The sequence below is a fragment of the Lacrimispora sanguinis genome (genome assembly GCF_044987295.1).
Classification (GTDB): domain Bacteria; phylum Bacillota; class Clostridia; order Lachnospirales; family Lachnospiraceae; genus Lacrimispora; species Lacrimispora celerecrescens_B.
In genome coordinates this window covers 4,777,433-4,802,486 of record NZ_CP173277.1, presented here as the reverse complement: position 1 = coordinate 4,802,486, position 25,054 = coordinate 4,777,433, and the positions used below count along the sequence as shown (strand labels likewise).

Below are 25,054 nucleotides of genomic sequence, written 5' to 3'. Positions count from 1 at the left end.
AGCAAACTACTCTCCTATCTCATCGAAAGGAGTTAAACATGAATATTAATCAAAACACAAACTTCGGGACACACAATACATCTGTACGCCCAGGAAAAATAGAATACATAGTTATACATTACGTTGGGGCCACCGGCGATGCCAAGGCTAACGTAAATTATTATAATCAGCAGACTACAACAAGTGCATCGGCTGATTTTTTTGTTGGGTTCGCTGGAGATGTCTGGCAGTATAATCCAGATCCAGTTGCAAGATATTGTTGGGCTGTTGGTGGATCAAGGTTATCTACAGGTGGTGGCTCATTATATGGTATTGCAAAAAATGTTAATTGCGTTAGTATTGAAATGTGTGTAAGAAACAATGGAAGCAAAGCGGATACAAGTAAAGATTGGTACTTTGAGAACGCCACCGTTTCTTCTGCTATAGAACTTACAAAGTATCTAATGAAATTGTACGATATCCCGGCGGATCATGTAATTCGACACTATGACGTTACCGGAAAAATCTGTCCCAATCCCTTTATATATAATCATACACAACATACCTGGGAAGCCTTCAAAGCGGCACTGACAGGTACAGAGGTAAAGAAATCGTCAGGCTGGGTGCAGGTTACAGATGGTTGGATGTATTATAACGGAGATACCGGTCTTCCAGTCCGCAATGATTGGGCGCAAGTTGATAGCAAATGGTATTGGTTTAATGGTGCTGGAATCATGGTGATAAATACATGGTATCAGTATAGCCAAGCGTGGTATTATCTAGGGCCTGATGGTGCCATGTGTACATCTCAGTTAGTAGCAAATTCCGAAAAGATCTACGCAGTCGATGCTGATGGCAAGATGGTAACAGGAGAAATATTACTCTCAACGTTGAGTGACGGAGCATTGGTGTATAAGGGGTTAACGAGGTAAGAAATAGAGAATTGGAAGATGTGACGCAAACGTAAGTGCGGGTCTTGGCACATCAAAGGTAGGGTAATTCCTTGTCATAAGTGGGTTCTTATGCCGTAAAAATTACAATCATCTTTAGCAGAATAATTTTATAAAGGCCATATAAAAGTATTCAAAACTGGCGAAGTACAAGCCGAGAACAGATAGTTGCATATGCTTTACGCTGTTCGTATAGTGTGGAGAGCCGTAAATTAATACTATTGGTACGTATTAATAAGAGGGAATACCGACCTTTTGCTTGTGAACACTATAAATTTTAGAGAGTCGTCTTTTAAGGCGGCTCTTTTTATATTGCTTTGAAATTGATATGGAGAATTAAGTATTACAGATTTGATTATGTGTTTACTAGTGGAATCCTAACCACTACTATCTAAGCCTTTGCAGAGTATGGGATAGCTACTCATACTCTGCGATTAAAAAGTTTAGATAAAAGGATTTTTCTAGTAAGCACATAACGGCTTAGAAACTTAAAAAATAAGGAGGACAATACTATGTCAAAAATGGAAATTTTCAAAAATGAAGAATTTGGAGAAGTAAGAACTGTCGTTATTGGTGATAAACCATATTTTTGTGGCAGTGATATCGCTAAAGCGTTAGGATATGGTCAACCACATAAAGCTGTTGAGAGGCATTGTAAAAAAGATGGCGGTACGTTTCATACCGTCATAGACTCATTAGGCAGAAAGCAAGAAGCAAAGTTTATTTCAGAAGGTGATGTATATAGACTTATCATGAAATCTAAATTGCAAAATGCACAAAAATTTGAGTCATGGGTTATGGACGATGTATTGCCCACTATTCGGAAAGCCGGTGGCTATATTAACAATGTAGATTTGATGGTTAATACGTATTTTTCTGATATCCCAGATGAACAGAAAAACCTTGTAAAAGGATTACTTTCAAACATAGAAGGACTTCAAAATAAAAACAAGGTATTGTCCAATGAAAATGACTTACTTGTTCAGAAAGCATTGGAATGGGCAGATAGACCTTTGATTAATTCGTTAGTAAGAGCATACGCTGCGTCTATTGGTGACTTTGGTAAGGCATGGAATAACTTTAAAAAAGAACTGTTGTATAAACACGGAATTAATCTTAACTCAAGGATTACCAAGTATCAGAAAAGTACTGGTAAAAAGACACCACCAAAAACATTGAATATGTTAGAGGATTCAGAATTGCCAAATGCGATTAGTACGGCAGTTTCCATATGTAGAGAGAACGATGTTGATATTGATGAATTATTACATAATAAGGCAAGTTGAGGGTGGTAACTACTGCCCTCTTCTATTATAAAACAACAGGTCGCGACTTACCGCTAGGAGAAAAATAATGGAAAACAAAAATGTATTTGAAGAAACTGTAGAAACATTAATTAAAGATGCTAATAAACTACAAACAAAATTTTCAAAGTGTCAAGAAAACAATAACTTTACAGAAGCACTAAGTTGTATGCGGCTGCTGAAAGATACACTTTCACTTATTAAAGAGTATGACTGGGAACTAAAGTATGCAGAGCATGAAACCACCACCGGTAAGCAGTTGAAAATATGGGAGCAGAATCATTGTGGTGAGATTAGAAATCTAAAAGAATATTATACTTGTGACTCAATAGATAAGAAGAACGTTTGGATTGAAAAGTTTGAATCTTGTATTGCTAATCGGAAATCTTATATCTGTACCTATGGAGATGAATGTAGAGGGACAGGAAAATCTTATGCTTTAGCGAGTCTATGCAACAAATATAATGGTATTGTAGTATCTGAAAAAACTAATGGTTTGTATGGAATAAAGAATAATTGTAAGCAGTTTGGATTTAACGTACTAATTTACAGTTATAGAGATGTTTTAAGTTTAAGACAGGCAAAAAATAGGATTTTATTCCTTGATGAGTTTTCTGGATTAAGTTATGAACAAATTGACAAATTAAAAGAAAGTCATGTTGTCATAGGTTTTAATTAACATAATCATTCTCCCACTCTGGGTTGAATCTGCGCTTTCATTGGAAAATTAATAGAACATAATTTTTAAAAGTCGACTGCTAAAACGGCCGACTTATTTTATTGATAAAAAAGAAAGGTGGTGGCAAATTGGCTACAAAAAATGAATCAACTAAGAAAAAGTGTTTAGCTTGTGAAGATAGTTTGCCATTATCTCAATTTTATATAAGTAAATCTCCTCTTCATAGAGACGGAAAGACCCCATGGTGTAAAGAATGTATTATAAAAAATAGTTTAAATAAATCCGGGGAAATAGATGAGCAAAAGTTTAAAAGTATTCTTCGTCAGATCGACAAGCCGTATTATAAAGATTTAATTGAAATCGCAATTAAGCAATTTAAGAAGGAACATGACTTTGTATCTGATGAAGATATAAGGTTATACGGAAAAGAATTAATCGGGCTGTATTTCACTAAACAAAATTCTTTACGTCAATATCAGTCAAAATCCTATGGAGATAGTGAAAAAGAAGGCTTTGTACGAAAGCCAGGTATGCAAGCAGCAAAACTAAGACTTGAAACCAGCATAAACCAAAGCGAACAAGATAAGCACACATATGATGTTGGTGATTTTACAGTCACAGATGAAATAAAAAGTCTTTTTGGGGCCGACTATTCTACTATAGAATACAAGAAAATGTATGATAAATATGAAAAGCTTAAACTTAATTATACGCTACAAACAAACCTTCACCAGGAAGCCTTGGCAACCTACGTGCGTTTTAAGGTTAAAGAAGAAGACGCAACGGCAAGGGGAAATGTTGATGAAGCAAAAAAATGGTACGATGCAGCACAAAATGCGGCGGCAAATGGCAAATTAACTCCTAAACAATTATCAGCTGCGGACCTGCAGAAAGGTATGAACAGTGTTTGCGAATTAGTAAAGGCTGTGGAGCAAGCCGTCGATGTGGTTAAAATCATGCCACAGTTTAAGTATAGACCTATTGACTCTGTTGATTTTACAATAATGTGCTATGTAAATTACGAGAGGAAATTAAATGGACAACCACAGGTCGAGTATGAAGATGTTTATTCCTTCTATGATAAAAAGAAAGAAGAATATGTTAAGCAGAACGGTGATCCATACGGTATATTTAAAAATGACCCAACACCAAATAATAGGAATACCGTAAAAACGTTTTTGAAGATGCCTGACGATTATGATGAATTAGCAGGTGGTTCAGATGACGAATGAGCAGATTAATTTGTTATATGAACAGGAAAAGAAACGTATTTTAGAGATTGCCGATGACAGCTTGTTTGGTGAAAATCTTTGGAATTACTATCAGTTTGTTAGTTGGGCGAGGTGGTATCCAGACTTATACATAGAACTGTTTAAAAGCGAAGAAAGCAACATGCAGCTCCATTATGATCAACGTGTGTTTATGCGATGCGATGTAAGGTTTCAAAGTATGTATGGAACTTTTAGTCGTGGATATGCCAAAACGTATACAGAGGTTTTAGATGATTTCATCGTTGCTACTCTCTCACCAAATGTTACTATGTCAGTAACAGCTCAGACTAGAGAAAATAGTGCAGCACTTCTACAAGATAAAACTAACGAAATTCTTCAGCACTTTCCCCTTTTAGAAAATGAAATTGAATATAAACGATTTTCAAAAAATGATGCGACTATCAAGTTTCATAACGGGGCATTGATTACAAATCTTGCCAATGCACAAACCAGTAAAGGCAGACGTAGAAACAGAATTAAGATCGAGGAATCAGCTTTACTTAATAATGCACTATATGAAGATGCACTTGAACCAATAGTGGAAATTGGTCGTACTACCGTAGGTAGCCTCGCAATAATAGATCCCGAAGAAATGAATCAGCAAATACACTTCTTTACTACAAGCGGCTATCGTGGTTCAGATGAATTTGCAAGAAGTGTTCGTATGGTTAATGGTATGAGGGAATTGAGTGGTGATATTGTATTAGGTTCATCATGGAGACTTCCTTGTTATTATGGTAGGGGTAGTACAAAAGCGCAGATTATAAAGAAAAAACGTAATACAAATCCGATTTTCTTTGCGCAAAACTATGAGCAAGAATGGGTTGGCTGTGCAGATAATGCCCTAGTTGATGTAAATAAGCTTATGTCGTCTCGAATATTAGAGGAACCGATATTGGAAGCACAACGCGAATCTGATGAATACTATATTGGAGTTGACGTTGCACGTAGTGAAAATACAAATAATAATCAATCAGCTATTGTTGTAATAAAAGCACTGCGAAGTCCGGTAAACAAAAGAATCTGTGATTTACAAATTGTGAATATCCTTGGTGTAACAAATAAAATGAACTTTAAAAATCAAGCCTGTATGATTAAGAAGTTGAAAAATCAATATAAAGCAAAAATGGTAATTGTTGATGGCAATGGACTTGGAAGCGGCCTCGTTGACCAGCTTCTTCTGGAGTCATATGATCCAGTTACTGGTGAGTATTTGGGTTGCTTTGATACTATCAATACTGATAACAAACCTGAAAATTCAAATGCAGAAAAATGCTTATTTGATATGAAAGCACAAGGTTATCAAACAAAAGTTGTATCTTATTTTATAAACGCTGTAGACAGTGGAATATTGCATATGCTTATAAGAAAACAAGAACAGGACTTCACAGATAAAGAGAGGGAATTTTTCGATAAAAATGTATTGCCTTTTGTAAACACCGAATTGCTATTTATGGAAATTACAAATTTAAAATTAAAGGTTATGGCTGGAAGTAATTTATCGGTTGAGAAAGTTGTAAGAAAGATAGATAAGGACAAATTCTCTGCCTTGTCATATTGTATATTTTATATAATGGAGTTTTGCAACCAGGAGAAAAAGAAGCGAAACACCTCTACTCCCACCACTCTCCCATTTCGTGCGCCACAATTATATGCACATTAACACTAAATTACTGAGAAAGGAGGAAAACCACAAAATGTCACAGACAGATATTGTGAATATTAAACCAGAGCAAAATATTTTAAAACAAGAAATCACAGAAAAACAACGTTTACAATTTGAATCCGCCTTGCAATATATGAAAACAGCTAAGCTTATACTTCGTGATTTGGAAAACGAACAACAAGCAAATCAGTTTTTTAAGAAGTATAAACGAGAAGATATATTAAGATGGTTGGAAAACCCTTCTAGATATGAAGCAAAACTGATTGAAGTGTGCAGGTATTTAGCAGGAAGTTCTCAACATTTTAGGCGTTTATATGAATACTTTGGGAAAATGTCTATGCTCGCCTATGTTGTACTTCCATATAAGTTAGACGAAGAAAATTTTGATGCCACTCAATTTAAAAAGCAGTATAAAAAAATCATAGATAAACTAGAAGTAATGAACATTAAAAATGAATTTTCAAAAGTAATAGATGTAATGTTCCGTGAAGACATTGCTTACTGCTATGAGTACTCTACAAATGACAGCTACTTTATAAAACTTTTGCCTTATAATTATTGCCAAGTGAATACGATTGTAGATGGTGTATTAGGATATTCATTTGACTTTGGATTCTTCGATAATTATCCCAAAAGACTATCAATGTACGGAGAAGAATTTCAAACGAAATATACTCTTTATAAGAGCAATAGAAAGAAATATAAATGGCAAGAGCTTAATAGTGAAAACTCATTCGCATTAAAATTATCTGATAATCTTGATTATATAATTCCCATGTTTGCAAATCTGATTCCTTTCCTTTATGACATTGAAGATATAAAGCAACTTGATAAGAGTAAGAAAGAATTGGACAACTACAAACTCTTAATGATGAAATTAGAGCTAAATGATGATGGAGATTATAAGGTTGACTATAAAGAATATGAAAAATTTTACAACATGATCAGTTCTGTTTTACCAAAAAACATTGGAATTGGCATGTCAATCGCTGATATCAAAGATTATGCGTTTGAGCGAAGCGGAACAGCAAATGAAATTAGTGCATATAGCCAGGCACAAAAGGACTTTTGGGATTCGGCAGGAGTAAACGGTAGTTTGTTTTCCGGAGATACCTCTACTGCCGCCGCTATTAATGCAAGTTTGAATTCAGATCAGAGCTTGATTTTCTATGTACATAGAATGATTGAACGGGTAATAAACAGAAAGTTAAAAGGAGAATCTGGAAAATATAAGTTTAAGATAAACATTCTTGACTGTACTATTTACAATAAAAAAGAATATCTGGATAACTTACTGAAGGTATCAACCTATGGAACCCCCACAAAGACATTAATCTTATCTTTGTTTGGCTATTCTCCAGCAGACACATATGGCATGACATTGTTGGAAGATATATTAGATTTAACGTCAAAATGGAAACCATTAAAATCTTCAAATACTATGCCGTCAGATACTGGTGGCGAAGGTGGAAGACCAACTAAAGATGACGATGATTTAACTCCCGCAGGTGAGCAGTCACGAGATGACAATCGGAAGGCATAGGTATTTATATGTATAATACAATATTAGTATTTGACCAAAAGAAAGCTGTACTGCTCTCTTCTCTTGGTTTTAAATATACATTTGACAGCATGAACGGTAATAAAGTTCATGCCTTTTTATTTTCAGAGGAACTTTTAAAATACGTAAATACGCATTTTTCTAATAATGATTTCCTTCTGAACAAGGGTTTGAGATTTTAGGGAAGGAGGAAATCATGTCAGAAGTAAATAGAATTATACCGATTATTTTTGAAAAAGTTCAAGACTATTCAGTTGCGGATACAAGATTTACAAAAGTAAAGATTAAAATGATGCATTTAGGTCTGAATCTCAACAACAGCATCTTTAATAAAGAAGTAGTTGATGAAGCCATTCCGACACTATGTAACACCCCCATACTGGCTTATGTAGAAAAAAATAGTGATGGGGACGATGATTTTTCAGATCATAGACAAGAATTAAGTATTGAACATGGTACTATCAAGGTTACGTATAAATGTATTCCATTTGGAGTTATTGGAGAATCATGCAATCCAAGATATGAAAATCACACTACCGAAGACGGCGTTGAGCGCACATACTTAGTTGTTGATGGACTAATTTGGAACAAAATTGAACATACCGACATCTTTACTCGTGATTTTATTAAAGATGCAAGTATGGAGCTCACGGAAAATTATTCTGGAAAATTTGATGAGGACAATCATTTTGTGTTTACTAAAATAGAATTTGACGGAATCTGTGCTCTGGGAAATAATATTGAACCAGCTATGAAGGGTGCAAATATAGAAGTCAATTTTGCTTTAAATGAAATACAAACAAAGCTGGAACAGTTTAATACTTGTATTAATGACAAAACACCCGTAACAGATAATTCCAAGAAAGGAGAAAATAATATATTGGACAATGATAAGATTGAGGGTGTCTTAAAAGAATTTAGTGTTAAAAGAGAAGACATTAATTTTGAGATTACAGACACAATGACAGAAACTGAATTAAGAGATAATTTAAAGTCTTTTAAAGAAAATAATTCTAGCAATGAAATTGAAGACGGAAACGCACCAAAAGTATATACTAGTTTTTCAACATATAATGAAAAACGTGAGTTATTGAGAAGTGCGCTGAAGCGTGAGGAAATGCGAGATGGAAACGGAAGTTTGGAGTATTATTTAGGATTTTGGATCGCCGACTTTGATGATTCTTATGTTTATGTTGAAAAGGAAGAATATAACGGCGAAGAATGGTCTTATGAGAAGGGACGATTTGGATATACCGTTTCGGAAAGTTTTGTCTCTGTTACGACCGAATTTGAACCAATGATTGTAAAGTGGCTTACCGCGGAGGAATATGCCACCATTGAAAAGATGCGCTCCACTTACGAAGCTTTTGAAGCAGACAAATGTGAACTAGAACGTTTGCAGAAATTTGAAAAAGATACTTTGAATGATCGAAGAAAAGCAGATTTAAAATTGTTGTATGAAAAGTTCGACGAGAAGCTTGCAGATTGTGATGAGTACAAAACATTAAAAGAGTCTGATACGGACTTTTCCGTAGAAGATATTGAGATGAAATGCTTTGCTTTAATTGGTAAGATTGCAACCAACTTTTCAACAGAAAAGAAAAGCGATGTTGTAAAGTTAGATTTTGAAGTGTCAGAGAAAGATACCAATACCGACGATGGCTATGGCGGAATCTTGGCTTCTAAATACAATAAATAAACAAATAGTATGAGCGCATTAGACGCTCTATTTTTATGTTCGAAAATAAGGAGGAACAAAACATGGCAAATTATTGTGTTGTTACACGAGAAAAAATGACAAGCGAATGGGATGGTTCTAAAAGAATTTCTGTAAAGTACCGTCCAAGTGGCGTTGATGCTGCAATCGAAAACGGAAATGTTGTAGTTGTGGGTGATTTGATTGATGGTGAAAGGGAAGTTTATGCAACTTCTACTCCTGCTGTTGATACGCCCGTAGCGAAATTGGCTCTTATCACAACCCCAGAGGTAATGGCCGATGAAAGAAAGAAAAATATTGCAGAATTTAGAAATGAAGCAGGTGAAGTATGTACAGCCGATCTATTATTCTCTCGTGATATCTTCTCTCTTACTGCCGAAGGATTTACTGGCACACCAGCGGAGGGTAGTATCGTAGAATTACAGGCTGGTACGAAGTTAAAAGTAGTTTCCACCGCCACTTCTGGTTCTACCGTCGTAGGAAAAATCATTGATTACGTGAATGGTAAATACGCCGTTCAGGTTGACTAATTTTATAAAAATATTAAGGAGGAATATACATAATGGCAGATAAATTAAAAGTGTTAAAACTTGCTACTGATATGATTAAGGGCAGAGTAGATAGTAACTTTGCTGATACTTCCAAAAATTCCGAAGCACTTGTCGAGCAGTTAATTGAATTAAATGGTGGTTCTAAGGATTTAGACTTTAAAAGATTTCATAGAGGGAATCCTGTATTCGATATTGTAGAGGAAATCATTCCTATAATTGTCCATGAAGGATTTACTGGCGATGAATTTTTCTTTAACCTCGTAGATTATAGAAATATCGCATTAGGAGACGATATTGATTTCTGGACTGAAGACAAGACAGAGTTTGTCGTTGCTGATGCCGCATACGGTACTAGCGGTATTCGTAGACAGAGACTAGGCGCAATGGAAAAGTACAACGTCAAAACTCAGCTTAAAATTATTAAGGTGTATGAGGAACTGAAGAGACTCATGGCCGGCAGAGTTGATTTTAATACCTTTATTAGAAAAGCTGGCGAAGCTATGATTAAGGAAGTAAGACAGGATACTTACACTGTATTCAATGGTGTAACCACTACCACTCGTGGATTGAACTCTACATACGTTAAATCCGGTACATATTCTGAAGATACCCTATTAGAACTCGTTGAGCATGTAGAGGCTGCTAATGATGCCGTTGCTACAATTATGGGTACAAAATCCGCTCTTAGAAAAGTCACTACAGCTGTTGTATCTGATGAAGCTAAGTCTGATCTTTATAATATGGGTTTCTATGGCAAATTCAATGGCACTAATATGATTTACCTTCCTCAGAGACACAAGACCGGCACAGATAGTTTTCTGCTTGATAACAGCAAGATTTATGTGTTTGCTGGAGCAGATAAACCGATTAAAGTAGTAAACGTTGGTGAAGGAATTCTTTCTGCCAATGATCCATTACAGGCTGCCGACTTTACACAGAATTATTTGTACGGGCAGGAAGTGGGCGTTGGTCTTGTATTCAATACTAAGCAGGGCTTCTATTCTCTGTCTTAATTATAGACAGGGCAAACAAGGGTGGCTATTTAGTCACCCTTTAGAATGAAAGGATAAAAAGGAGGATTTATATAATGGCAAACGGAAAGCCAGGAAGACCAAAAAAAGTAGCAACTGAAAATATTACAGTAAATACAGAAACTGAAAAAGGAACTCACATAAAACCACAAACTCAGGAAAAGAAAAGGCTGAAATTAGATGACAATGTATCACTTTTGGTTGCGAGTAATAGATTCGGAGAACTTATTTACATTAACCATAAGACAGGTGATAAATATACTTGGGAAAATATGGGTGATGTGCAGAGCTTATATGTATCTGATATAAGAGCAATGAAGTCAAATCAGCGAAAATTCTTAGAGGATAATTGGATTTTAATTAATGGAATTGCTGATACTTCTGATGAATATGTAGATGTTGATGTTACAGAAATTTATGAAGCATTACAAATTTCTAATTATTATAAAGATTTCTTATGCCCATCAAATCTGAATGATGTGTTTAATTGGAGTGTAGATGATATTAGGAATAAAGTTTCTAAAATGCCTGTGTCAACTAAAGAAACTATTGCTATTAGAGCAAACGAATTAATTAAAGCAGGTATCATTGACTCTATTGCAAAGGTGAAGGTACTAGAAGAAGTTATTGGCTGTGAATTAGCTTCTGAATATGATGATTAGGAGGCGTGTTTATGACTTCCTATCAAGAAATTATTGGAGCATTTTTAAATAAAATAACTGATATGGATTTACCTAAATTTGATGATTTAACAAGAGACACTATTATAATTGGTTATATGAAATCCGCATGTACAAAGTTTGCAAAGGTTTGTGAGGTTGATCTATATGACAGAGATGATGTTATGGAGTGTTTTAGTAATGAATTAGACGATGAGATTATCGATATTATTACTGAAAATATGCTTGTTGAGTGGTTAAAACCAAAGGTACTATTCACTGATAATTTATCAAATGTTTTGAATACAAAGGACTTCTCAATGTATAGCCCTGCTAATATGTTGAAGGAATTAAGGGAAACACTGGCTTATCTCAAAAAAAGTGCAAGAGGTTTAGTTAATAATTACTCCTTCGCTCATTCGGAGGTGGGTAAAAATGGTAAATAACTTTTTAAACAATATTGTTGGTAGCGTGTATAAGGTTCTACCGCTCAAAGAAGAGCAAAACTCATATCTTCCTGAGTATATTGATAGTCTGCTGATACAGTTAAAGGGCGCATTGATTACATATCCCTCATTATCATCAAACACTAAATATATCGCTATAATTAACAGTATTCAGTATTTTAGCAATAATGATTTTACGAATAAACAGTGTAAGCGAGAAGTATTCAAGTGTATTGATAATATCAAAAAGATACAGAATGAGGTGTGATTATGGGATTTTGGGATATTTATAATAGTCGTCTCAATATAAATGGCACAACTCAAAGAGAAAGAAATGTAAATCGCCTAAAACAGAATATTCTCGGCAAAGCACCATATAACCCTTCATATAAAGAAATCAAACTAAATGGTGAAGAAGCTTATCTTGTTATCAATACTAATTCAAAACCGTATTACAAGGAATTTGAATCATTACCTGGTCAGAAGATTCTTGCTGGTGACTATGTAGAATGGTCAAATAATATTTGGCTGGTGTATGAAGCAGATTGCGATGACGAAATTTATACTGACGGTAATTTAAGACAATGCCAATACGAACTGTTCTGGCAAAAGGCAGATGGTACTATCGTATCAAGGTATGCTTGGGTGCAGAATGCGTCCGCATATAATAATGGAGAGACTGGAAATAACACGATTACACTTCAATCTAATCAATTTATGGTATACATGCCATATGATGAAGACACCTATTTACTGGACAACGGACTCCGTATACATATGTCTCGTGATAATAACGTGTGCAAACCATATACACTTACAAGGCCAGATGATATTACATTTGGATACGGTGAGAAAGGTGTATTAAATATCGTATTCACTCAAACACAGTATAACGCCAGTGAGGACAAGCTTGTAAAATTAGATAATGGTAGATCAGTGTGGATTTGCAATCACTCCTCTCCTATTACCCCACCTGATCCAGATCCTATCGACCCCAATATTCCAAATGAAACAGCGAATTTATTTGCTGTCATCAATGGTAACACAAGTCTGAAGATTGGATTTGAAAGAACTTATACAGTGATATTCACCGATGTAGACGGCAATGCCATTGATGACGTAGATTTTAAATGGAGTGTGGCCAGTGATTTTGATGATAAGATAATTCGGTCAGTAAGTGGCAAAACAATCAAATTAAAGGTAAACGATGACTCTCTGATTGACGAGTCATTTTTATTGAGTGTGACCATTGGTGGTAATCATGTGACGAAAGTTCGGATTACTTTAGTTGAAGGATTTTAAGGAGGTATCATTTGACATTAAGAGATATTGGAAAATATAAAAACAGATTATTTTCTTCTATCGTCCAATCTGAAGACGTTGCAGAATTAATTCTGGGTAAAAATTATGATAAAGAGAACATTGATGAACTTTTGACGTATAAACACATATTTCCGTATCTTTACATAGATGATACCCAAACTCAACAATGCTCATATGTCTGTGTAGAGGTTGACGTGCCTCGTACAATGGATTTTTCTTACAAGGATATGAAAGTTATTATATGGTGCTATTCTCATAGAGGAATTATGAAATATTCTAAAAGTGGATATTTAGGAACAAGAGCAGATATTCTCACAGATATGGTTGATAGACTATTAAATAGTTCAAACAACTTTGGTTTGGGGAGATTGAGGTTACAGTCTGCAACATACCTTGTACCAAATAAAGAGTTCTATGGTAGACAATTAATATATACCTGTCCAGAATTTAATATAGACAATAAATTGTAAGGCGGTGGCTTCTTGAACAAATACGATCTAGAACACAAATTGCTCAGGGGCAGTCCATTATTACTAGGTGATATACCAACATACAAAATTTCACTAGGAGAAATGGCTGACATTGGATTTACAAAACTTCAAAACGCAATATCTATTTTGTGCATGGACGACGATAAAGCAAATGAATTGTTAAATGGTGCTATAGAGAATCCATCTACATTCATGCTAATAATGGTAAGCATTTTACAAGAACAAAATTCTATAAAATCTGGACAATTGAAAGTAAGCGAGCTAGATAGTTTATTAAGTGTTACTATACCATCGTTTTTATCCCTTTTTTTTAAAAAGGATGTTGTATTTCATCAGGACTACGGATTTATAATAGGAAATCCAGAAGATGAAAAACGTTTATTAAATGACGTTAATTATGACGACTTCAGAACAATCTTAAAAGAACGAAACTGTCTAATTGATTTAAATGGAGTAGATGAAAATGATAATCCAAGCAATGAAATGGCAAAGAAGTTAATAGAAAAGCGGAAAAAACTACGTGAAAAATTAAATAAGGCAAAACGGGCAAATGGAGAAGACGATGGTATAAATATGACTGACTTAATAAGCATATTTGCTCAGGCTGAACATATGCCGTTGCAGGAAGTGTATGATAGATACGATATTTATCAATTTAATAATCAATTTAACCGTTTAAAAATAATGGATGATTTTCATGTAAATATACAAGCGTTGTTGGCTGGTGCAAAAAGTGAAGATGTAAAACTTCAGCATTGGCTCTCAAAAATAGAAAAACAAGATGATTAAAGTCGGTACTTATGTATCGGCTTATTTTATTGAAAATTAGGAGGAAACATAATGGGTGCTAATACTAAATTTGGTGCTAAAGAAGTTATGGATGTAATTCTTTATGATATGTCCACAAGTAAACCAGTAATCTTTTTTGATACTTTAAAGACCTCTTCTATCGAAGTAACTGCAGAAAAGGTATATGCAAGAGGCGGAAAAGGTAATGCAAAGCTCATCACATGGGAGTTAAATAAGGAAGGAAAGCTGACTATTGAAGACGCCTTACTTTCACCTAAGTCTCTTGAATTAATATCTGGTGTTGCTACTGTAACAGGGGCGCAGACTGTATATATGAGGCAGTCAACAGAATTTGACACTACCGGTGCAACTCCCAAAGATAAAGGGGAATTATATCCTTTAACGGCAAGCTCTTCTGGTGTTATTGAACTGGCTTATGTTCCAAAGGAAGCAGCGAGTCAGATTTTGGTATATGAAGCTAGCGATGATTGCGGTACTCCAATTGTAATGACCGGAGCACAGCTCACCGGTAAGACTTTAACTGTAGCTGCCGCATCAAACAAAAAAGTTATTGTTTATTATACATTTGCAAGTGCCGCCACTACAGAAACTTACGTAATTGATGCTTCTCACTTTAGTGGTACATATAAGTTGGTAGGTAACACGGTGATCAGAAACAGAGAGACGGGTAAAGACGAAGCATTCCAGGTTGTGATACCAAACTTGAAATGGAGTTCTAATCTTAATCTTGACTTCTCCGCCGAGGGAGATCCGCAGCCAACATCATTTGAATGTGAGATCATGAAGGCTGCAAACAGTTCTACTATGATTCAGATGACGAGATGGGCATAATGCTCATCTCTTGCTGTTATAGGAGGACTATTAGTGAAAATTAAGATTGAAAAAGTAGTAGAGGGAACCTATGGCTATGATTCAATTATAGTTACAATTGACAAAATGAAAACCGACATTGTTTTTGATGCAAAGCATAACGTAAAGCAGTATGAAGGAAAATACGTTGATTTATCTAACGAGAACGGAATTTTTAAGATCAAAGAAATTAAAGCATCTGAAAATATAAAATAGTGATTGAATTGTATAGTGTGAGGGATATGCATATTCAATCTTTTGCATATCCCTATTTTTTACGTCTTGGAAAGGAGGATATATTATATACGAAACAAAATTTGATAAGGAATATCAAAGCCAATATCTGGCAGAGGTAAATTATCTTACAGGAAAAGGCATTAAATATACTTTTGTGAAGAAAATAAATGGATTAATTACCTACAAATATGAAAAGAATAAAAAGCTTTTCAAAGCATTATCGGAATTCTATTCATAAATAAAGAGACAATATTAGATGAGGTTATGTAAGACAATACATGTAAAAGTGGATAACATACCTGTGAGGAAATTTCCAATAGTCAGGAAGGTTTGCCATTTTTCCTGTTTAAGTAGGAGGTATACTATGAATGAAGTGTTACAGAATATTAATATAATGGAGCTGTTGTCTGCTATTTGGACTGTTGTGCTAGTTCCTATTTTAGGATATGCATGGAAACAGGCTTATTCCTGGCTAGAAACAAAGAAGCTGGATAAGTATGCTGCTATTCTATATGAAGAAGTTGTAAAATCCGTAAAGTGTGTTTATGAGGTTGAAGTCAAAGATATTAAGAAAACTTCCGACTGGACAACCGAAAAACAGAGAGAAGTAAAAGAGCTTGCCAAGACAAAAGTGTGTCAGGCATTGTCAACTTCTATTTACAGAAGTTTAAAAGAAGCCAATTCTGATTTTGAAGATTATTTAGACTCATTAGTTGGCACCGCCTTATTCGACATCAAGAATAAAGCGTTATAATTCGAGAGGCGGTACATAATGTGTGAGCGAATTAAAAGCACTGTTACAGGTTGATTTTCCGCTTGTACTTTCAGGTCTATTTGTGATCTTCGCAGGATTTAAAGGCATTGTAACTCTTCTAGAGTGGATCGCTGATAAAACTGGATTAGAATTCAAGTGGTTAAGAAAAAAGCGTGAAGATCATGAGCTGTTAATTAGAACAGCCAATGAATTAGTTGAACTAAGAAATCAACGCAATGTAGATGTAGAAGAATCTATCAAGCACGACGAAGCTATTAGAAAAGATTTGTCTGAATTAAAAGAAATGTTTATTAATAGAGAAATCGACACTATGCGTTTGGAGATAATTAATTTTGCAATTAAAATATCCGAAGGTAAACCTTGTAACCAGGATGGGTATAGGCACTGTCTAAAAACATATGAAAAATACGAGAAATTACTTGAGAAGAATAAACTTACAAATGGTGAGGTGACTTTAAGCATGGATATTATTAGCGAGTCATATAAAGAAAAATTGAAAAACGGATTTTAATATAAAAGAGCGATTTCATTTCGAAGTCGCTCTTTTTGATATTGAAATGGAGTAGATTTGAAAAGAACAAAATTTAACGTAGATAAAGATATTAGTAAACGAAGCTATAATGGAATTGTTTTTGATTCAATCTTAGAAATGGAATATTATCGTGATGTACTTTGTCCTTTAGTGAAGAGTGGCGATGTGGTAAATTATGAATTACAAAAACCATATGAGTTACAACCAAAGTTCGTACACGATATGAAATCAGTTCAGCCAATTAAATATGTGGCTGACTTTTTTATTGTTTATAAAGATGGCCATGAAGAAGTTATAGATACAAAGGGATGCCCTGATAGTGTCGCCATTTTAAAGAGGAAATTGTTCTGGTACCACTACCCCACCGTTGACTATAAGTGGATTTGCTTTTCAAAAATAGATGGAGGGTGGTGTGAGTATGAACGAGTTAAAAAAGCCAGAGCGGAACGAAAAAGAAATAAAAAATTATAGTGTTTATGCGCACATAAATAAAATTAATGGCAAAATTTATATTGGTGTGACATCTCAGATTCCAAAGCGCAGATGGGGTAAAAATGGAAATGGATATAAAACAAGTAGATATTTTTGGAATGCAATTCAAAAATATAAATGGGAAAACTTTCATCATGAAATTATAGCAGAACATTTAACTAAAAATGAAGCAGAAAACTTTGAAAAGCGGCTAATAAAAGAATTAAAGTCAAAAAACAGTAAATTTGGGTATAACCTAACAGATGGTGGGGACGGTATGACAGGAGCGATTCTTACTGATGAAGCTAGAAAAAATAGGAGTTTAGCTCAAAAAGGTAAGCATATTGGAAGCAACAACTCGTTCTACGGAAAACATCATTCCAAAAAGACAAGAGAGTATTTATCTAAGTTGAAAAAAGGGAAATACAAAGGTGGAGATAGTTGGAATTCAAAAAGGGTTATATGCATAAATACAAATATGGTGTTTAATTCTATAACTGAAGCTGCCAAATATTATAATATAAAATCATCCACCAGTATTTTATTAAATTGTCAAGGTGAGAAAAAATGCGGAGGAGAATTTGATGGGGAAAAGTTAATGTGGGCGTATTATGATGAGAACTACAATCCAAGTAATTATATTAATCTTACATATAAAAGACCTGGAACTAGAGAGGTCATCTGTTTAACAACAGGTAAGATATTTAAATCTGCTGCTGAAGCAGGAAGATATTATAATATTGATAAAAGTCAAATTTCTTCTTGTTGTAATCATAAGTATGGATATAATACCACAAGGGGAATCGATAATTTTGAACGTTTTGAGTGGGCATTTTATGATAAAGCATAAAAGAGTTAATTACAAACGGAATATCGATAGTTTTTTATCGAAATACAAAGTTTCCTCTATCTCCCACAATTGGTAAAATTGCACAATAAACTCTCACAAAACAACGCTTAGGACAGAATAACCAGCGCTTAAGCAAGGTTGCACATCCGCAACGCATTATGTGCTATATTGTACATAATAAATTTATTAATAAATGCAAATAATACCTTCATAAAATAAAACTTATAAAGGTGGCATTGCATGAAAATTAAACTGCGCAGTTTAAGAATTAAACAACACATGTCTATGGAAGATTTGGCAATAAAAGCTTTGATAAGCAAATCTACAATAAGCAGGATTGAATCTGGGGATATGATTCCGTCTGTTGATATATTGTGTAGATTATGCGTAGCTCTTGGCGTCACTTTAAACGACATGGTGGACTGCAAAGGAGGTTTTTATGATGACTGAATTTATTATTGATGGTGGTGTAGTTGGAAAGTTAAATCCAATACAGAGTGTGGTTGAAAAACAAACTGTAAAAGTAGTGTGTTTTGCTGATGATGGGGCATTTGAGTTTCGTGTGTTAGAAAAGGCAATTATACCGTTATGTGATGTACATGAATACATTAAATCTAAATTCAATCTACATAAAAATGCCAAGTGGTTATTATTGCCACATGAGGTAGGAGTTAGTGAAATTGAATAATAGTATATTCTAAGAGCCAACCATGATGATTGGCTCTTATTTAAATTGGAGGAAAATCTATGATTAATTATATTAAATCAAAATTGTTCTTTGCAAAGCTAAAAGTGGAGTTATACAAAGCATTATCTCATAGTGAAGATTATTTAGGGTTGTTTACAAAGTTAGCTATTGCCTCTAAAGATATGACACCTGAAGAAGTAAAGAATGAGTTTTTTAAAGAATTTGCTGGTGTTGTGCATGATTATGTACATAGGGACAATAAGTAATGACTAGAACTTTTAAGTCTTTTATTGAAATAGAGAACTTTATGGCTTCGGCATGTGAAAAGGCCGTAAAGAAAACTTGTAATAGATTACTTGGAACTTTGCAAGAATTGATTATGTCAGAATACTATGATGCGTATGAACCAAAACAATACCAAAGAACTATGCAATTCTATGATTCAGCAATGACAGAAATGCTTAATAATACTTGTGGACAGATCTTTATGAACGCAGATAAGATGAATTATCCATTTAGCGGAAGGGGTTGGTCATGGGACGGTGCTACTCAGATACTTGCTGCTAATGAAGGAATTCATGGTGGCTGGACAACTAAAGAATCGGCACAACATAGATACTGGGATGAATTTGAAAATTATTGTGATAACAACGCTCTGAAAATTCTCAAAGAGGAACTGAAAAGGGTGGGCGTAGATACAAAATAAAATCTTCACCATATTATAGCGAACACTTATTTATTAACCAACTCTCCTTTCATACAAGGGGAGTTTTTTATTGTGTAAATTTTTGAGAGGAGAATTGAATGGCTGATTTTAGAACTCTCGTTGAACTTATATTTGATAAAGCAAAAGCGAGAAGTGAACTAAATAGTATTTTAAAGGAATTACAAAAAGGCGCAAATTTAAAAACGGAAATAAAAGTCGGTACTTCTGATGCTAAAAAAGCAAAAAAGGATTTAAACGAAACGGCTTCAGCAATTGGAAAAATTGTATCTGAATCAAGGCAGCTATCAAAAGTTAATACAATTAAGACATGGGCTGACAACAACACCAAAGCCATGAAGATGTTTGGTGATCAGATTCAGGATATTATCACAAAAATGGGAAAAGCGAATCTTTCACTGTCAGAATTAAAAGGTTTAGATGCTGATTTTAATAGAATCAAAATTGCGTCAAGAGATATGAATATACTTGGTAAGACCTGGGGGGATTCGTTTAAGGCGGATGCAAGTAAATTTGCTTCATGGTTGCTTCCTTCAGGTGGAATCATGGCTATCATTAATGGACTGCGTAAAATGAAGGATTCTATCGTTGATATAGATACAGCCATGACTAATCTCTATAAGGTATCCGATGAAACTGGTTCAAAATATAGACAGTTTCTTCAAAGTTCAAATGTAGAAGCCCAAAGACTCGGGAGAACAGTATCCAGTCTCATTGAGCAAACGGCAACATGGAAAAAACTTGGATTTACCACTGATGAATCAAGTGAATTGGCTAAAATATCATCAATTTATGCTAACGTGGGTGAAGTGTCTGATGGCACTGCTGTTTCTGATTTAGTGACAGCTATGAAAGCTTTTAATATCGAAAGCTCAAAGAGCATAACAATTGTAGATTCTCTTAATAAATTAGGAAATGAATTTGCCACCGATGCCGGTTCATTGGGAGAAGGACTTAAAAATGCAGCTTCAGCTCTTGCTCTTGGCGGGATGGATATCAATAAATCATTAGCCTTGCTCACTGGAGGCTCAGAGATTACTCAAAACGCAGGGGAACTCGGAAACGCATTGAAAGTCGGACAAATGCGAGTCATGGGAATGAAGGGTGCTCTTGAAGAACTTGGTGAAGAATCAGAAGGATTAGAATCCATAAGTAAAATTCAGACACACATTCTCAATATAACAAAAGGCCAAGTTAATATTATGAACGAGGCTGATCCTTCAAAATTCAAAGATTATTATGATATTCTTGAAAGTGTATCAAAGGTATATTTTTCGTTAAAACAAACTGATCAGGTGGATTTACTTGAGACACTTTTCGGGAAACAGAGAGGAAATCAGGGTGCGGCAATACTTCAGGCGTTCAAGTCTGGTCAAGTACAAAAAGCTCTCGACGCTTCAATTAATTCAGCTGGTTCCGCTCGTGAAGAACAAGAAAAATGGATGGAATCAATTGAGGCTAAAACCAAACAGTACGAAGCTTCGTTCCAGTCACTATCACAAACTATTATTAATTCAAATTTCTTAAAGCTTCTTATAGATTCTGGTACGACATTTAATAATGTATTAGATAAGACAATAAATGGCTTTGGTGTTTTGTCTACTACGCTTTCCGGTGCTGGTATAGCAGCATTCATTAAAAACTACGGTTAACTCTGTAATAAGAGTTACGCTTAAATTTCCGAGGAATTTAAGTTGGCCTATCATGGGGAAGAATGTATCAAATGGCGATATAAACAATTCCATGAGATGAAAGTTTTAAAATAAAAAGAGGATTAATTGCTTGAAAGTGTAAGGCTCACTACTCTTCTATTTTAGAAGAAACCGAAAAACAAGGTAAATAAGTCAAACGGTTTACACACCGGAGTGAGATTTCTAGGGATAAAAAATAATTCCCGACAGATGTACAATCACCAACGAAGCAGCTAGCCCTATCTATGTATCACGATGTATAATCCGATGGTAACAATTGCGCAAGCAATGTCGGGATAAGATCATTGAAGATAGGGAGTGTTCAGAGAGCACCACTCCTCACAGTACATGAAAGCCATATTTCTTTGTGCTGTTAACGCATGTTCCAAAGTGTACACGATATCAACGCTTTACGAGGCGTTGAATATATTACCCCTATTAAACTATTTATTACTGTTTTGCAATCTATCTACCACCATCATGTCTTAAAAGAGCCTCTAATAATTCAGTAGTTCCATATGATGCATCAAGTATTCTATCATCTATTATGTTATATTTAAGAGCAGTGTAGTATAAGTGAAGAGTCTCATCAAATATGTTCTCAAAATGTTGAATATCTTCATTTCCATTTGATATAGCATTTTTTGCAGTAATATTGCCAAAGTAATACATATAACTATTTATTAATCCAAAATAATCTTCAATAAGTTTAGTTGAGTTATATTTATGTTGATACTCCTCAATCAATTTAATATTGCTATTTGTCGTATTAAATAAATTATTTAAGTTTGCATTTTCGTAATTGTCAATTGAATTGCATCCCATTATGTATAATGATTGTATATGTGATGCATGAAACTCTGTAAAAAAACATAATGATGAGCTTTTTACTTTTGGGTCTTTGTCTAATAATAGATTTTCAGAATCCCAAAGATGAGTGAATTCATGAAATAACGTGGATCTATAATTAAAATTTTTATCAATCATAAAAGCAGAGTTTATATATAAATTAGACGGCCTCTTATACATATCTACCTTCATTGAGTAATTGGGTTTCTCATTTGTATTGTGGCTAAAAATCATATTAAAGCTTGGAAGATTATCATCTTTAATAAATCTTTTATATTCACCAATCTCCTTATTAATAAGATGCTTCCACGCAAGTTCTTTTGTTTTAAAGTTATAGTTCATTATGATCACCTCGTTGAAAGAAATTTATTAGGCAAGCAAACACCTTATCTTCTATCGTACCATCCATTTTAATAATAATGAATCCCGTGAGAAGCAATTAATTATTCTGTGGGACATGCTGAATGCTGACTTCTTCAATAATGACAGATGTTCCGTTCGCTGAAACAGCAATCATATTATTGCTTAAAGTAAAGAAATCAAAATCCACACCTAAAATAGCGTTTCCACCAATAGTTGCTGATTTTATAATTAATTTTTCGATTGCAATTTCTTTTGCTTTCTCCATTTTGTTTTCAAAAGGAGTAGATGTTGTACCTAAAACATCACTAATCGAGCCAACAAATTCACTGAATAAACCAGTACCTAAAACTACGTTCCCACTTATTACCGCTATGTATTTTGTAATCTTATAACCGTCAAAATCAAATCCAGTAGTTAATTTGTGGTTTGAAATGTTATTATTTAAATTTATATTTTGTTCTTTAGTAATTATATAATTGTCTCTTGATACTCTGGCCTCCCATACATCAGAGTTATATTTAGGATTGCTTTTGTATTTTTCTTTTAGAGTATTAGAAAGAAGGGCTATTTCACTTTTCGGAATTGATTTTAATTCTTCGTCAGTAATTAAAACAACTGTTTCATTACCGCAATAGTCGCACTTATTATTATCTATATCTGAATTAAAACTGTTCCCACAGGTAGTACAACATAATATCATAATTTATGTCTCCATTCGCTAAAAATCACTCTTGCAACTATTACAATGCTAAATTATCAGCAGTAATTATACTCCAATACCACACTACCAGGTTTAGACAAGTCCGTAACCTTTTTAACATTAGTCGGATTACAATAAGGAAATTTGGTAGATTACTGTTACTAATGTCTCCTGCTTCTATTGTTACCGTGCTGTTTTAAATCATATTATTTAGTAGATTTTCTGTATTTTAAAATGATATTATTAAAAATAACCTCCGGTAAGCAATCCTTTTGATATTCAGTCACAAATTTCCTATCAGTCTTCCATTTTTGAGTGGCATCTTTCCAAGATGATATTTTACTGCCTCTTTCGATAAGAGTGCTAATATGATTTATTACATCTCTTCTATTCATTATGTTTGCTTCTATCACAGAAGATAAAATAATACGCCTCTGTTGGCCTGATAAGTTTTTCTTTGTCTGAACATTATAACCATAGTTATAAAGAATGGATTGCTTTTGTCCCATTTCAATATCGCAATTATTACTTTGTCCCTCGGTCGTTTCATCAATTACTTTACACATAACCACATCTTTTATTGCATTAAAGTCATCTTTGAGAATCGTAAAACGTTCACAGTCGAAGCAATACGATGCACTTATCCTTATGTATGAAATTTGACCACTTTCATTTAATACAGGAATTTTTGCTAGCAAGTCTTTTGATTGGTGATTTGATGAGCATTTGAGCGTGTTACTTAATACAATCACACTATAGATATCTATTAGCGGAATTTCGTCATACTTATCCTTGTTTAAGGTTATGTTTGTATTATCAAAGTCAAAACTTTCAGCATCGTAATCCAAAACAAAAAACTTTTCGCAGTTTGGACATTTATACCATTCAATAGTTTCATCTACTAATTTATTATTAAGATTCCTTTGATAATAAATTATATGTGGAACTAATTTCACCTTACAAAAAGGGCATAAATCATTAGAGATAAGATATAGAGATACATTTTTATCAAAAATAACACCTAATTCTGCCATTATATTTGTAGTGTCATCCTTATATGTCTTTTCAAATTCTAATGAAGTAATAGAATTTATATAATCTCGTAAGGCAATTGAATCCTTTAACAGTTCCTCTGCATTGTTATTTGTATTTTCAGCTATGGCTAGTTTTTTAAGTTGATTGGCTATGTTCACGTTAATAATTTTGAATTCGGTAATTATAGTATCAATATTTTTATTTATATTTTGAATACTACCTTCATTATTATTTTGATATTTATTTAGAATCTGCTTTATCTCCTCTGGAAACATAAAAATACCCCCCACATTAAACAATGATGATATTATTATATACCATAAATTACCACAAGAACAGACGGAACATTTATTCGCAACCTATAATAAAAAAAGAACCTCTAGTAATTTCAGAGATTCTTTTTAGTAATTCACCACTCATACTTACAATTATTACAGTGAAATGTTTTCTTTCTTTTATTTCCCAGTAATCCAAACATTCCAGCATTGATTACCCTTGAGGTTGCTGATATACGTGTAATGTTGGTTGACGAACAAGTCGGACACTTGGGAATATTATTTTCCTCATGTTTTTGCGCAGCCCATATAACCTCTTGCTCAGGAGTAGCTATACCTACTGTTCTATTGCACTGAGGACATATATATTCATTATCTTTTTTTGAGTAATTCATCTTGATCTTGTTGGGCAACCCAAAATTACAATATGGACATTCTACGGTGTTTTTGATCAGATCAAGATTAAAGCCGCAATGTGGGCATGATTTCGCACTATCACTAATACTATTATCACATTCTGGACATTTAATTAAGGCCATTTATATATTCCCCCTGTTGTTTATGCATATTATACTTC

29 protein-coding genes are annotated in these 25,054 nt (G+C 34.0%); 25 read left to right on the top strand and 4 right to left on the bottom strand.

The window, feature by feature from the left end; genetic code table 11:
- The first annotated feature begins 38 nt into the window (after positions 1-38).
- The 25 genes from ACHZES_RS22245 to ACHZES_RS22125 all read left to right on the top strand — a co-directional run bounded on the left by ACHZES_RS22245 (position 39) and on the right by ACHZES_RS22125 (position 21,216).
- Entirely contained in the window at positions 39-911 is an 873-nt protein-coding gene (locus ACHZES_RS22245; protein WP_395546729.1) for an N-acetylmuramoyl-L-alanine amidase, read from the top strand.
- Positions 912-1,441: 530 nt separating this feature from the next.
- The gene (locus ACHZES_RS22240; protein ID WP_395546728.1) at positions 1,442-2,215 is read left to right on the top strand and encodes a Bro-N domain-containing protein; all 774 of its coding nucleotides are present in this window, start codon (positions 1,442-1,444) and stop codon (positions 2,213-2,215) included.
- A 67-nt stretch (positions 2,216-2,282) separates the two neighbouring features.
- Entirely contained in the window at positions 2,283-2,912 is a 630-nt protein-coding gene (locus tag ACHZES_RS22235; RefSeq protein WP_395546726.1) for a hypothetical protein, read from the top strand.
- A 128-nt stretch (positions 2,913-3,040) separates the two neighbouring features.
- The gene (locus ACHZES_RS22230) at positions 3,041-4,144 is read left to right on the top strand and encodes a hypothetical protein (RefSeq protein ID WP_395546725.1); all 1,104 of its coding nucleotides are present in this window, start codon (positions 3,041-3,043) and stop codon (positions 4,142-4,144) included.
- Positions 4,134-5,846, top strand: a complete 1,713-nt coding sequence (locus ACHZES_RS22225) for a hypothetical protein (protein ID WP_395546724.1) — start codon at positions 4,134-4,136, stop codon at positions 5,844-5,846. The genes ACHZES_RS22230 and ACHZES_RS22225 overlap by 11 nt, the downstream gene beginning before the upstream one ends.
- Before the next feature lie 34 nt (positions 5,847-5,880).
- Entirely contained in the window at positions 5,881-7,392 is a 1,512-nt protein-coding gene (locus ACHZES_RS22220; protein WP_395546723.1) for a hypothetical protein, read from the top strand.
- Positions 7,393-7,606: 214 nt separating this feature from the next.
- Positions 7,607-9,109, top strand: a complete 1,503-nt coding sequence (locus ACHZES_RS22215; RefSeq protein ID WP_395546722.1) for a hypothetical protein — start codon at positions 7,607-7,609, stop codon at positions 9,107-9,109.
- A 62-nt stretch (positions 9,110-9,171) separates the two neighbouring features.
- On the top strand, positions 9,172-9,657 hold the full coding sequence (locus ACHZES_RS22210) for a hypothetical protein (RefSeq protein WP_395546721.1): 486 nt from the start codon (positions 9,172-9,174) through the stop codon (positions 9,655-9,657).
- A gap of 32 nt (positions 9,658-9,689) precedes the next feature.
- Positions 9,690-10,691 carry a hypothetical protein gene (locus tag ACHZES_RS22205; protein ID WP_395546718.1) on the top strand — a complete coding sequence of 334 codons (1,002 nt, stop codon included), beginning with the start codon at positions 9,690-9,692 and terminating at the stop codon, positions 10,689-10,691.
- A gap of 74 nt (positions 10,692-10,765) precedes the next feature.
- On the top strand, positions 10,766-11,371 hold the full coding sequence (locus ACHZES_RS22200) for a hypothetical protein (protein ID WP_395546716.1): 606 nt from the start codon (positions 10,766-10,768) through the stop codon (positions 11,369-11,371).
- Between the two features lie 11 nt (positions 11,372-11,382).
- Positions 11,383-11,814, top strand: coding sequence for a hypothetical protein (locus ACHZES_RS22195; protein ID WP_395546714.1), 432 nt, complete (start codon positions 11,383-11,385; stop codon positions 11,812-11,814).
- A gap of 270 nt (positions 11,815-12,084) precedes the next feature.
- The gene (locus ACHZES_RS22190) at positions 12,085-13,116 is read left to right on the top strand and encodes a hypothetical protein (protein WP_395546712.1); all 1,032 of its coding nucleotides are present in this window, start codon (positions 12,085-12,087) and stop codon (positions 13,114-13,116) included.
- Between the two features lie 11 nt (positions 13,117-13,127).
- On the top strand, positions 13,128-13,607 hold the full coding sequence (locus ACHZES_RS22185) for a hypothetical protein (RefSeq protein WP_395546710.1): 480 nt from the start codon (positions 13,128-13,130) through the stop codon (positions 13,605-13,607).
- Positions 13,608-13,619: 12 nt separating this feature from the next.
- Positions 13,620-14,417: a hypothetical protein gene (locus ACHZES_RS22180; RefSeq protein ID WP_395546709.1), complete on the top strand. Its 798-nt coding sequence runs from the start codon at positions 13,620-13,622 to the stop codon at positions 14,415-14,417.
- Positions 14,418-14,468: 51 nt separating this feature from the next.
- Complete coding sequence (locus ACHZES_RS22175) at positions 14,469-15,269, top strand: hypothetical protein (RefSeq protein WP_395546707.1); 801 nt, start codon at positions 14,469-14,471, stop codon at positions 15,267-15,269.
- 33 nt (positions 15,270-15,302) lie between these two features.
- Entirely contained in the window at positions 15,303-15,503 is a 201-nt protein-coding gene (locus ACHZES_RS22170; RefSeq protein WP_395546706.1) for a hypothetical protein, read from the top strand.
- A 385-nt stretch (positions 15,504-15,888) separates the two neighbouring features.
- Positions 15,889-16,278: a hypothetical protein gene (locus tag ACHZES_RS22165; RefSeq protein ID WP_395546705.1), complete on the top strand. Its 390-nt coding sequence runs from the start codon at positions 15,889-15,891 to the stop codon at positions 16,276-16,278.
- Positions 16,279-16,300: 22 nt separating this feature from the next.
- Positions 16,301-16,810 carry a hypothetical protein gene (locus ACHZES_RS22160; RefSeq protein WP_395546703.1) on the top strand — a complete coding sequence of 170 codons (510 nt, stop codon included), beginning with the start codon at positions 16,301-16,303 and terminating at the stop codon, positions 16,808-16,810.
- 57 nt (positions 16,811-16,867) lie between these two features.
- Positions 16,868-17,302 carry a DUF1064 domain-containing protein gene (locus ACHZES_RS22155; protein ID WP_395546702.1) on the top strand — a complete coding sequence of 145 codons (435 nt, stop codon included), beginning with the start codon at positions 16,868-16,870 and terminating at the stop codon, positions 17,300-17,302.
- The gene (locus ACHZES_RS22150) at positions 17,250-18,152 is read left to right on the top strand and encodes a GIY-YIG nuclease family protein (RefSeq protein ID WP_395546701.1); all 903 of its coding nucleotides are present in this window, start codon (positions 17,250-17,252) and stop codon (positions 18,150-18,152) included. Before ACHZES_RS22155 ends, ACHZES_RS22150 begins: the two co-directional genes overlap by 53 nt.
- A gap of 240 nt (positions 18,153-18,392) precedes the next feature.
- Positions 18,393-18,602, top strand: coding sequence for a helix-turn-helix domain-containing protein (locus ACHZES_RS22145; protein WP_395546700.1), 210 nt, complete (start codon positions 18,393-18,395; stop codon positions 18,600-18,602).
- A complete protein-coding gene (locus tag ACHZES_RS22140; RefSeq protein ID WP_395546698.1) occupies positions 18,592-18,840 on the top strand; it encodes a hypothetical protein in 249 nt (82 codons plus the stop codon). Before ACHZES_RS22145 ends, ACHZES_RS22140 begins: the two co-directional genes overlap by 11 nt.
- Before the next feature lie 59 nt (positions 18,841-18,899).
- Positions 18,900-19,106, top strand: a complete 207-nt coding sequence (locus ACHZES_RS22135; RefSeq protein ID WP_395546697.1) for a hypothetical protein — start codon at positions 18,900-18,902, stop codon at positions 19,104-19,106.
- Positions 19,106-19,546 carry a hypothetical protein gene (locus ACHZES_RS22130; RefSeq protein WP_395546696.1) on the top strand — a complete coding sequence of 147 codons (441 nt, stop codon included), beginning with the start codon at positions 19,106-19,108 and terminating at the stop codon, positions 19,544-19,546. The genes ACHZES_RS22135 and ACHZES_RS22130 overlap by 1 nt, the downstream gene beginning before the upstream one ends.
- Positions 19,547-19,644: 98 nt before the next feature.
- Positions 19,645-21,216 carry a phage tail tape measure protein gene (locus ACHZES_RS22125; protein WP_395546695.1) on the top strand — a complete coding sequence of 524 codons (1,572 nt, stop codon included), beginning with the start codon at positions 19,645-19,647 and terminating at the stop codon, positions 21,214-21,216.
- A gap of 504 nt (positions 21,217-21,720) precedes the next feature.
- Here ACHZES_RS22125 and ACHZES_RS22120 read toward each other — a convergent pair.
- The 4 genes from ACHZES_RS22120 to ACHZES_RS22105 form a co-directional block, all read right to left on the bottom strand.
- Entirely contained in the window at positions 21,721-22,446 is a 726-nt protein-coding gene (locus ACHZES_RS22120) for a hypothetical protein (protein ID WP_395546694.1), read from the bottom strand.
- A gap of 97 nt (positions 22,447-22,543) precedes the next feature.
- Positions 22,544-23,167 (bottom strand): YbjQ family protein, encoded by a 624-nt coding sequence (locus tag ACHZES_RS22115; RefSeq protein ID WP_395546693.1) that lies wholly within the window; start codon positions 23,165-23,167, stop codon positions 22,544-22,546.
- Positions 23,168-23,373: 206 nt separating this feature from the next.
- Positions 23,374-24,477, bottom strand: coding sequence for a hypothetical protein (locus ACHZES_RS22110; RefSeq protein WP_395546692.1), 1,104 nt, complete (start codon positions 24,475-24,477; stop codon positions 23,374-23,376).
- Between the two features lie 134 nt (positions 24,478-24,611).
- Positions 24,612-25,016, bottom strand: coding sequence for a zinc ribbon domain-containing protein (locus tag ACHZES_RS22105; RefSeq protein WP_395546691.1), 405 nt, complete (start codon positions 25,014-25,016; stop codon positions 24,612-24,614).
- Positions 25,017-25,054: the final 38 nt, after the last annotated feature.

Excerpts from the sequence above, each read along its gene's own strand:
- ACHZES_RS22245 (WP_395546729.1), top strand. The coding sequence starts at position 39 with ATGAATATTAATCAAAACACAAACTTCGGGACACACAATACATCTGTA.
- ACHZES_RS22240 (WP_395546728.1), top strand. The coding sequence starts at position 1,442 with ATGTCAAAAATGGAAATTTTCAAAAATGAAGAATTTGGAGAAGTAAGA.
- ACHZES_RS22235 (WP_395546726.1), top strand. The coding sequence starts at position 2,283 with ATGGAAAACAAAAATGTATTTGAAGAAACTGTAGAAACATTAATTAAA.
- ACHZES_RS22225 (WP_395546724.1), top strand. The coding sequence starts at position 4,134 with ATGACGAATGAGCAGATTAATTTGTTATATGAACAGGAAAAGAAACGT.
- ACHZES_RS22220 (WP_395546723.1), top strand. The coding sequence starts at position 5,881 with ATGTCACAGACAGATATTGTGAATATTAAACCAGAGCAAAATATTTTA.
- ACHZES_RS22215 (WP_395546722.1), top strand. The coding sequence starts at position 7,607 with ATGTCAGAAGTAAATAGAATTATACCGATTATTTTTGAAAAAGTTCAA.
- ACHZES_RS22210 (WP_395546721.1), top strand. The coding sequence starts at position 9,172 with ATGGCAAATTATTGTGTTGTTACACGAGAAAAAATGACAAGCGAATGG.
- ACHZES_RS22205 (WP_395546718.1), top strand. The coding sequence starts at position 9,690 with ATGGCAGATAAATTAAAAGTGTTAAAACTTGCTACTGATATGATTAAG.
- ACHZES_RS22200 (WP_395546716.1), top strand. The coding sequence starts at position 10,766 with ATGGCAAACGGAAAGCCAGGAAGACCAAAAAAAGTAGCAACTGAAAAT.
- ACHZES_RS22195 (WP_395546714.1), top strand. The coding sequence starts at position 11,383 with ATGACTTCCTATCAAGAAATTATTGGAGCATTTTTAAATAAAATAACT.
- ACHZES_RS22190 (WP_395546712.1), top strand. The coding sequence starts at position 12,085 with ATGGGATTTTGGGATATTTATAATAGTCGTCTCAATATAAATGGCACA.
- ACHZES_RS22175 (WP_395546707.1), top strand. The coding sequence starts at position 14,469 with ATGGGTGCTAATACTAAATTTGGTGCTAAAGAAGTTATGGATGTAATT.
- ACHZES_RS22165 (WP_395546705.1), top strand. The coding sequence starts at position 15,889 with ATGAATGAAGTGTTACAGAATATTAATATAATGGAGCTGTTGTCTGCT.
- ACHZES_RS22150 (WP_395546701.1), top strand. The coding sequence starts at position 17,250 with ATGAACGAGTTAAAAAAGCCAGAGCGGAACGAAAAAGAAATAAAAAAT.
- ACHZES_RS22145 (WP_395546700.1), top strand. The coding sequence starts at position 18,393 with ATGAAAATTAAACTGCGCAGTTTAAGAATTAAACAACACATGTCTATG.
- ACHZES_RS22140 (WP_395546698.1), top strand. The coding sequence starts at position 18,592 with ATGATGACTGAATTTATTATTGATGGTGGTGTAGTTGGAAAGTTAAAT.
- ACHZES_RS22135 (WP_395546697.1), top strand. The coding sequence starts at position 18,900 with ATGATTAATTATATTAAATCAAAATTGTTCTTTGCAAAGCTAAAAGTG.
- ACHZES_RS22130 (WP_395546696.1), top strand. The coding sequence starts at position 19,106 with ATGACTAGAACTTTTAAGTCTTTTATTGAAATAGAGAACTTTATGGCT.
- ACHZES_RS22125 (WP_395546695.1), top strand. The coding sequence starts at position 19,645 with ATGGCTGATTTTAGAACTCTCGTTGAACTTATATTTGATAAAGCAAAA.
- ACHZES_RS22120 (WP_395546694.1), bottom strand. The coding sequence starts at position 22,446 with ATGAACTATAACTTTAAAACAAAAGAACTTGCGTGGAAGCATCTTATT.
- ACHZES_RS22115 (WP_395546693.1), bottom strand. The coding sequence starts at position 23,167 with ATGATATTATGTTGTACTACCTGTGGGAACAGTTTTAATTCAGATATA.
- ACHZES_RS22110 (WP_395546692.1), bottom strand. The coding sequence starts at position 24,477 with ATGTTTCCAGAGGAGATAAAGCAGATTCTAAATAAATATCAAAATAAT.
- ACHZES_RS22105 (WP_395546691.1), bottom strand. The coding sequence starts at position 25,016 with ATGGCCTTAATTAAATGTCCAGAATGTGATAATAGTATTAGTGATAGT.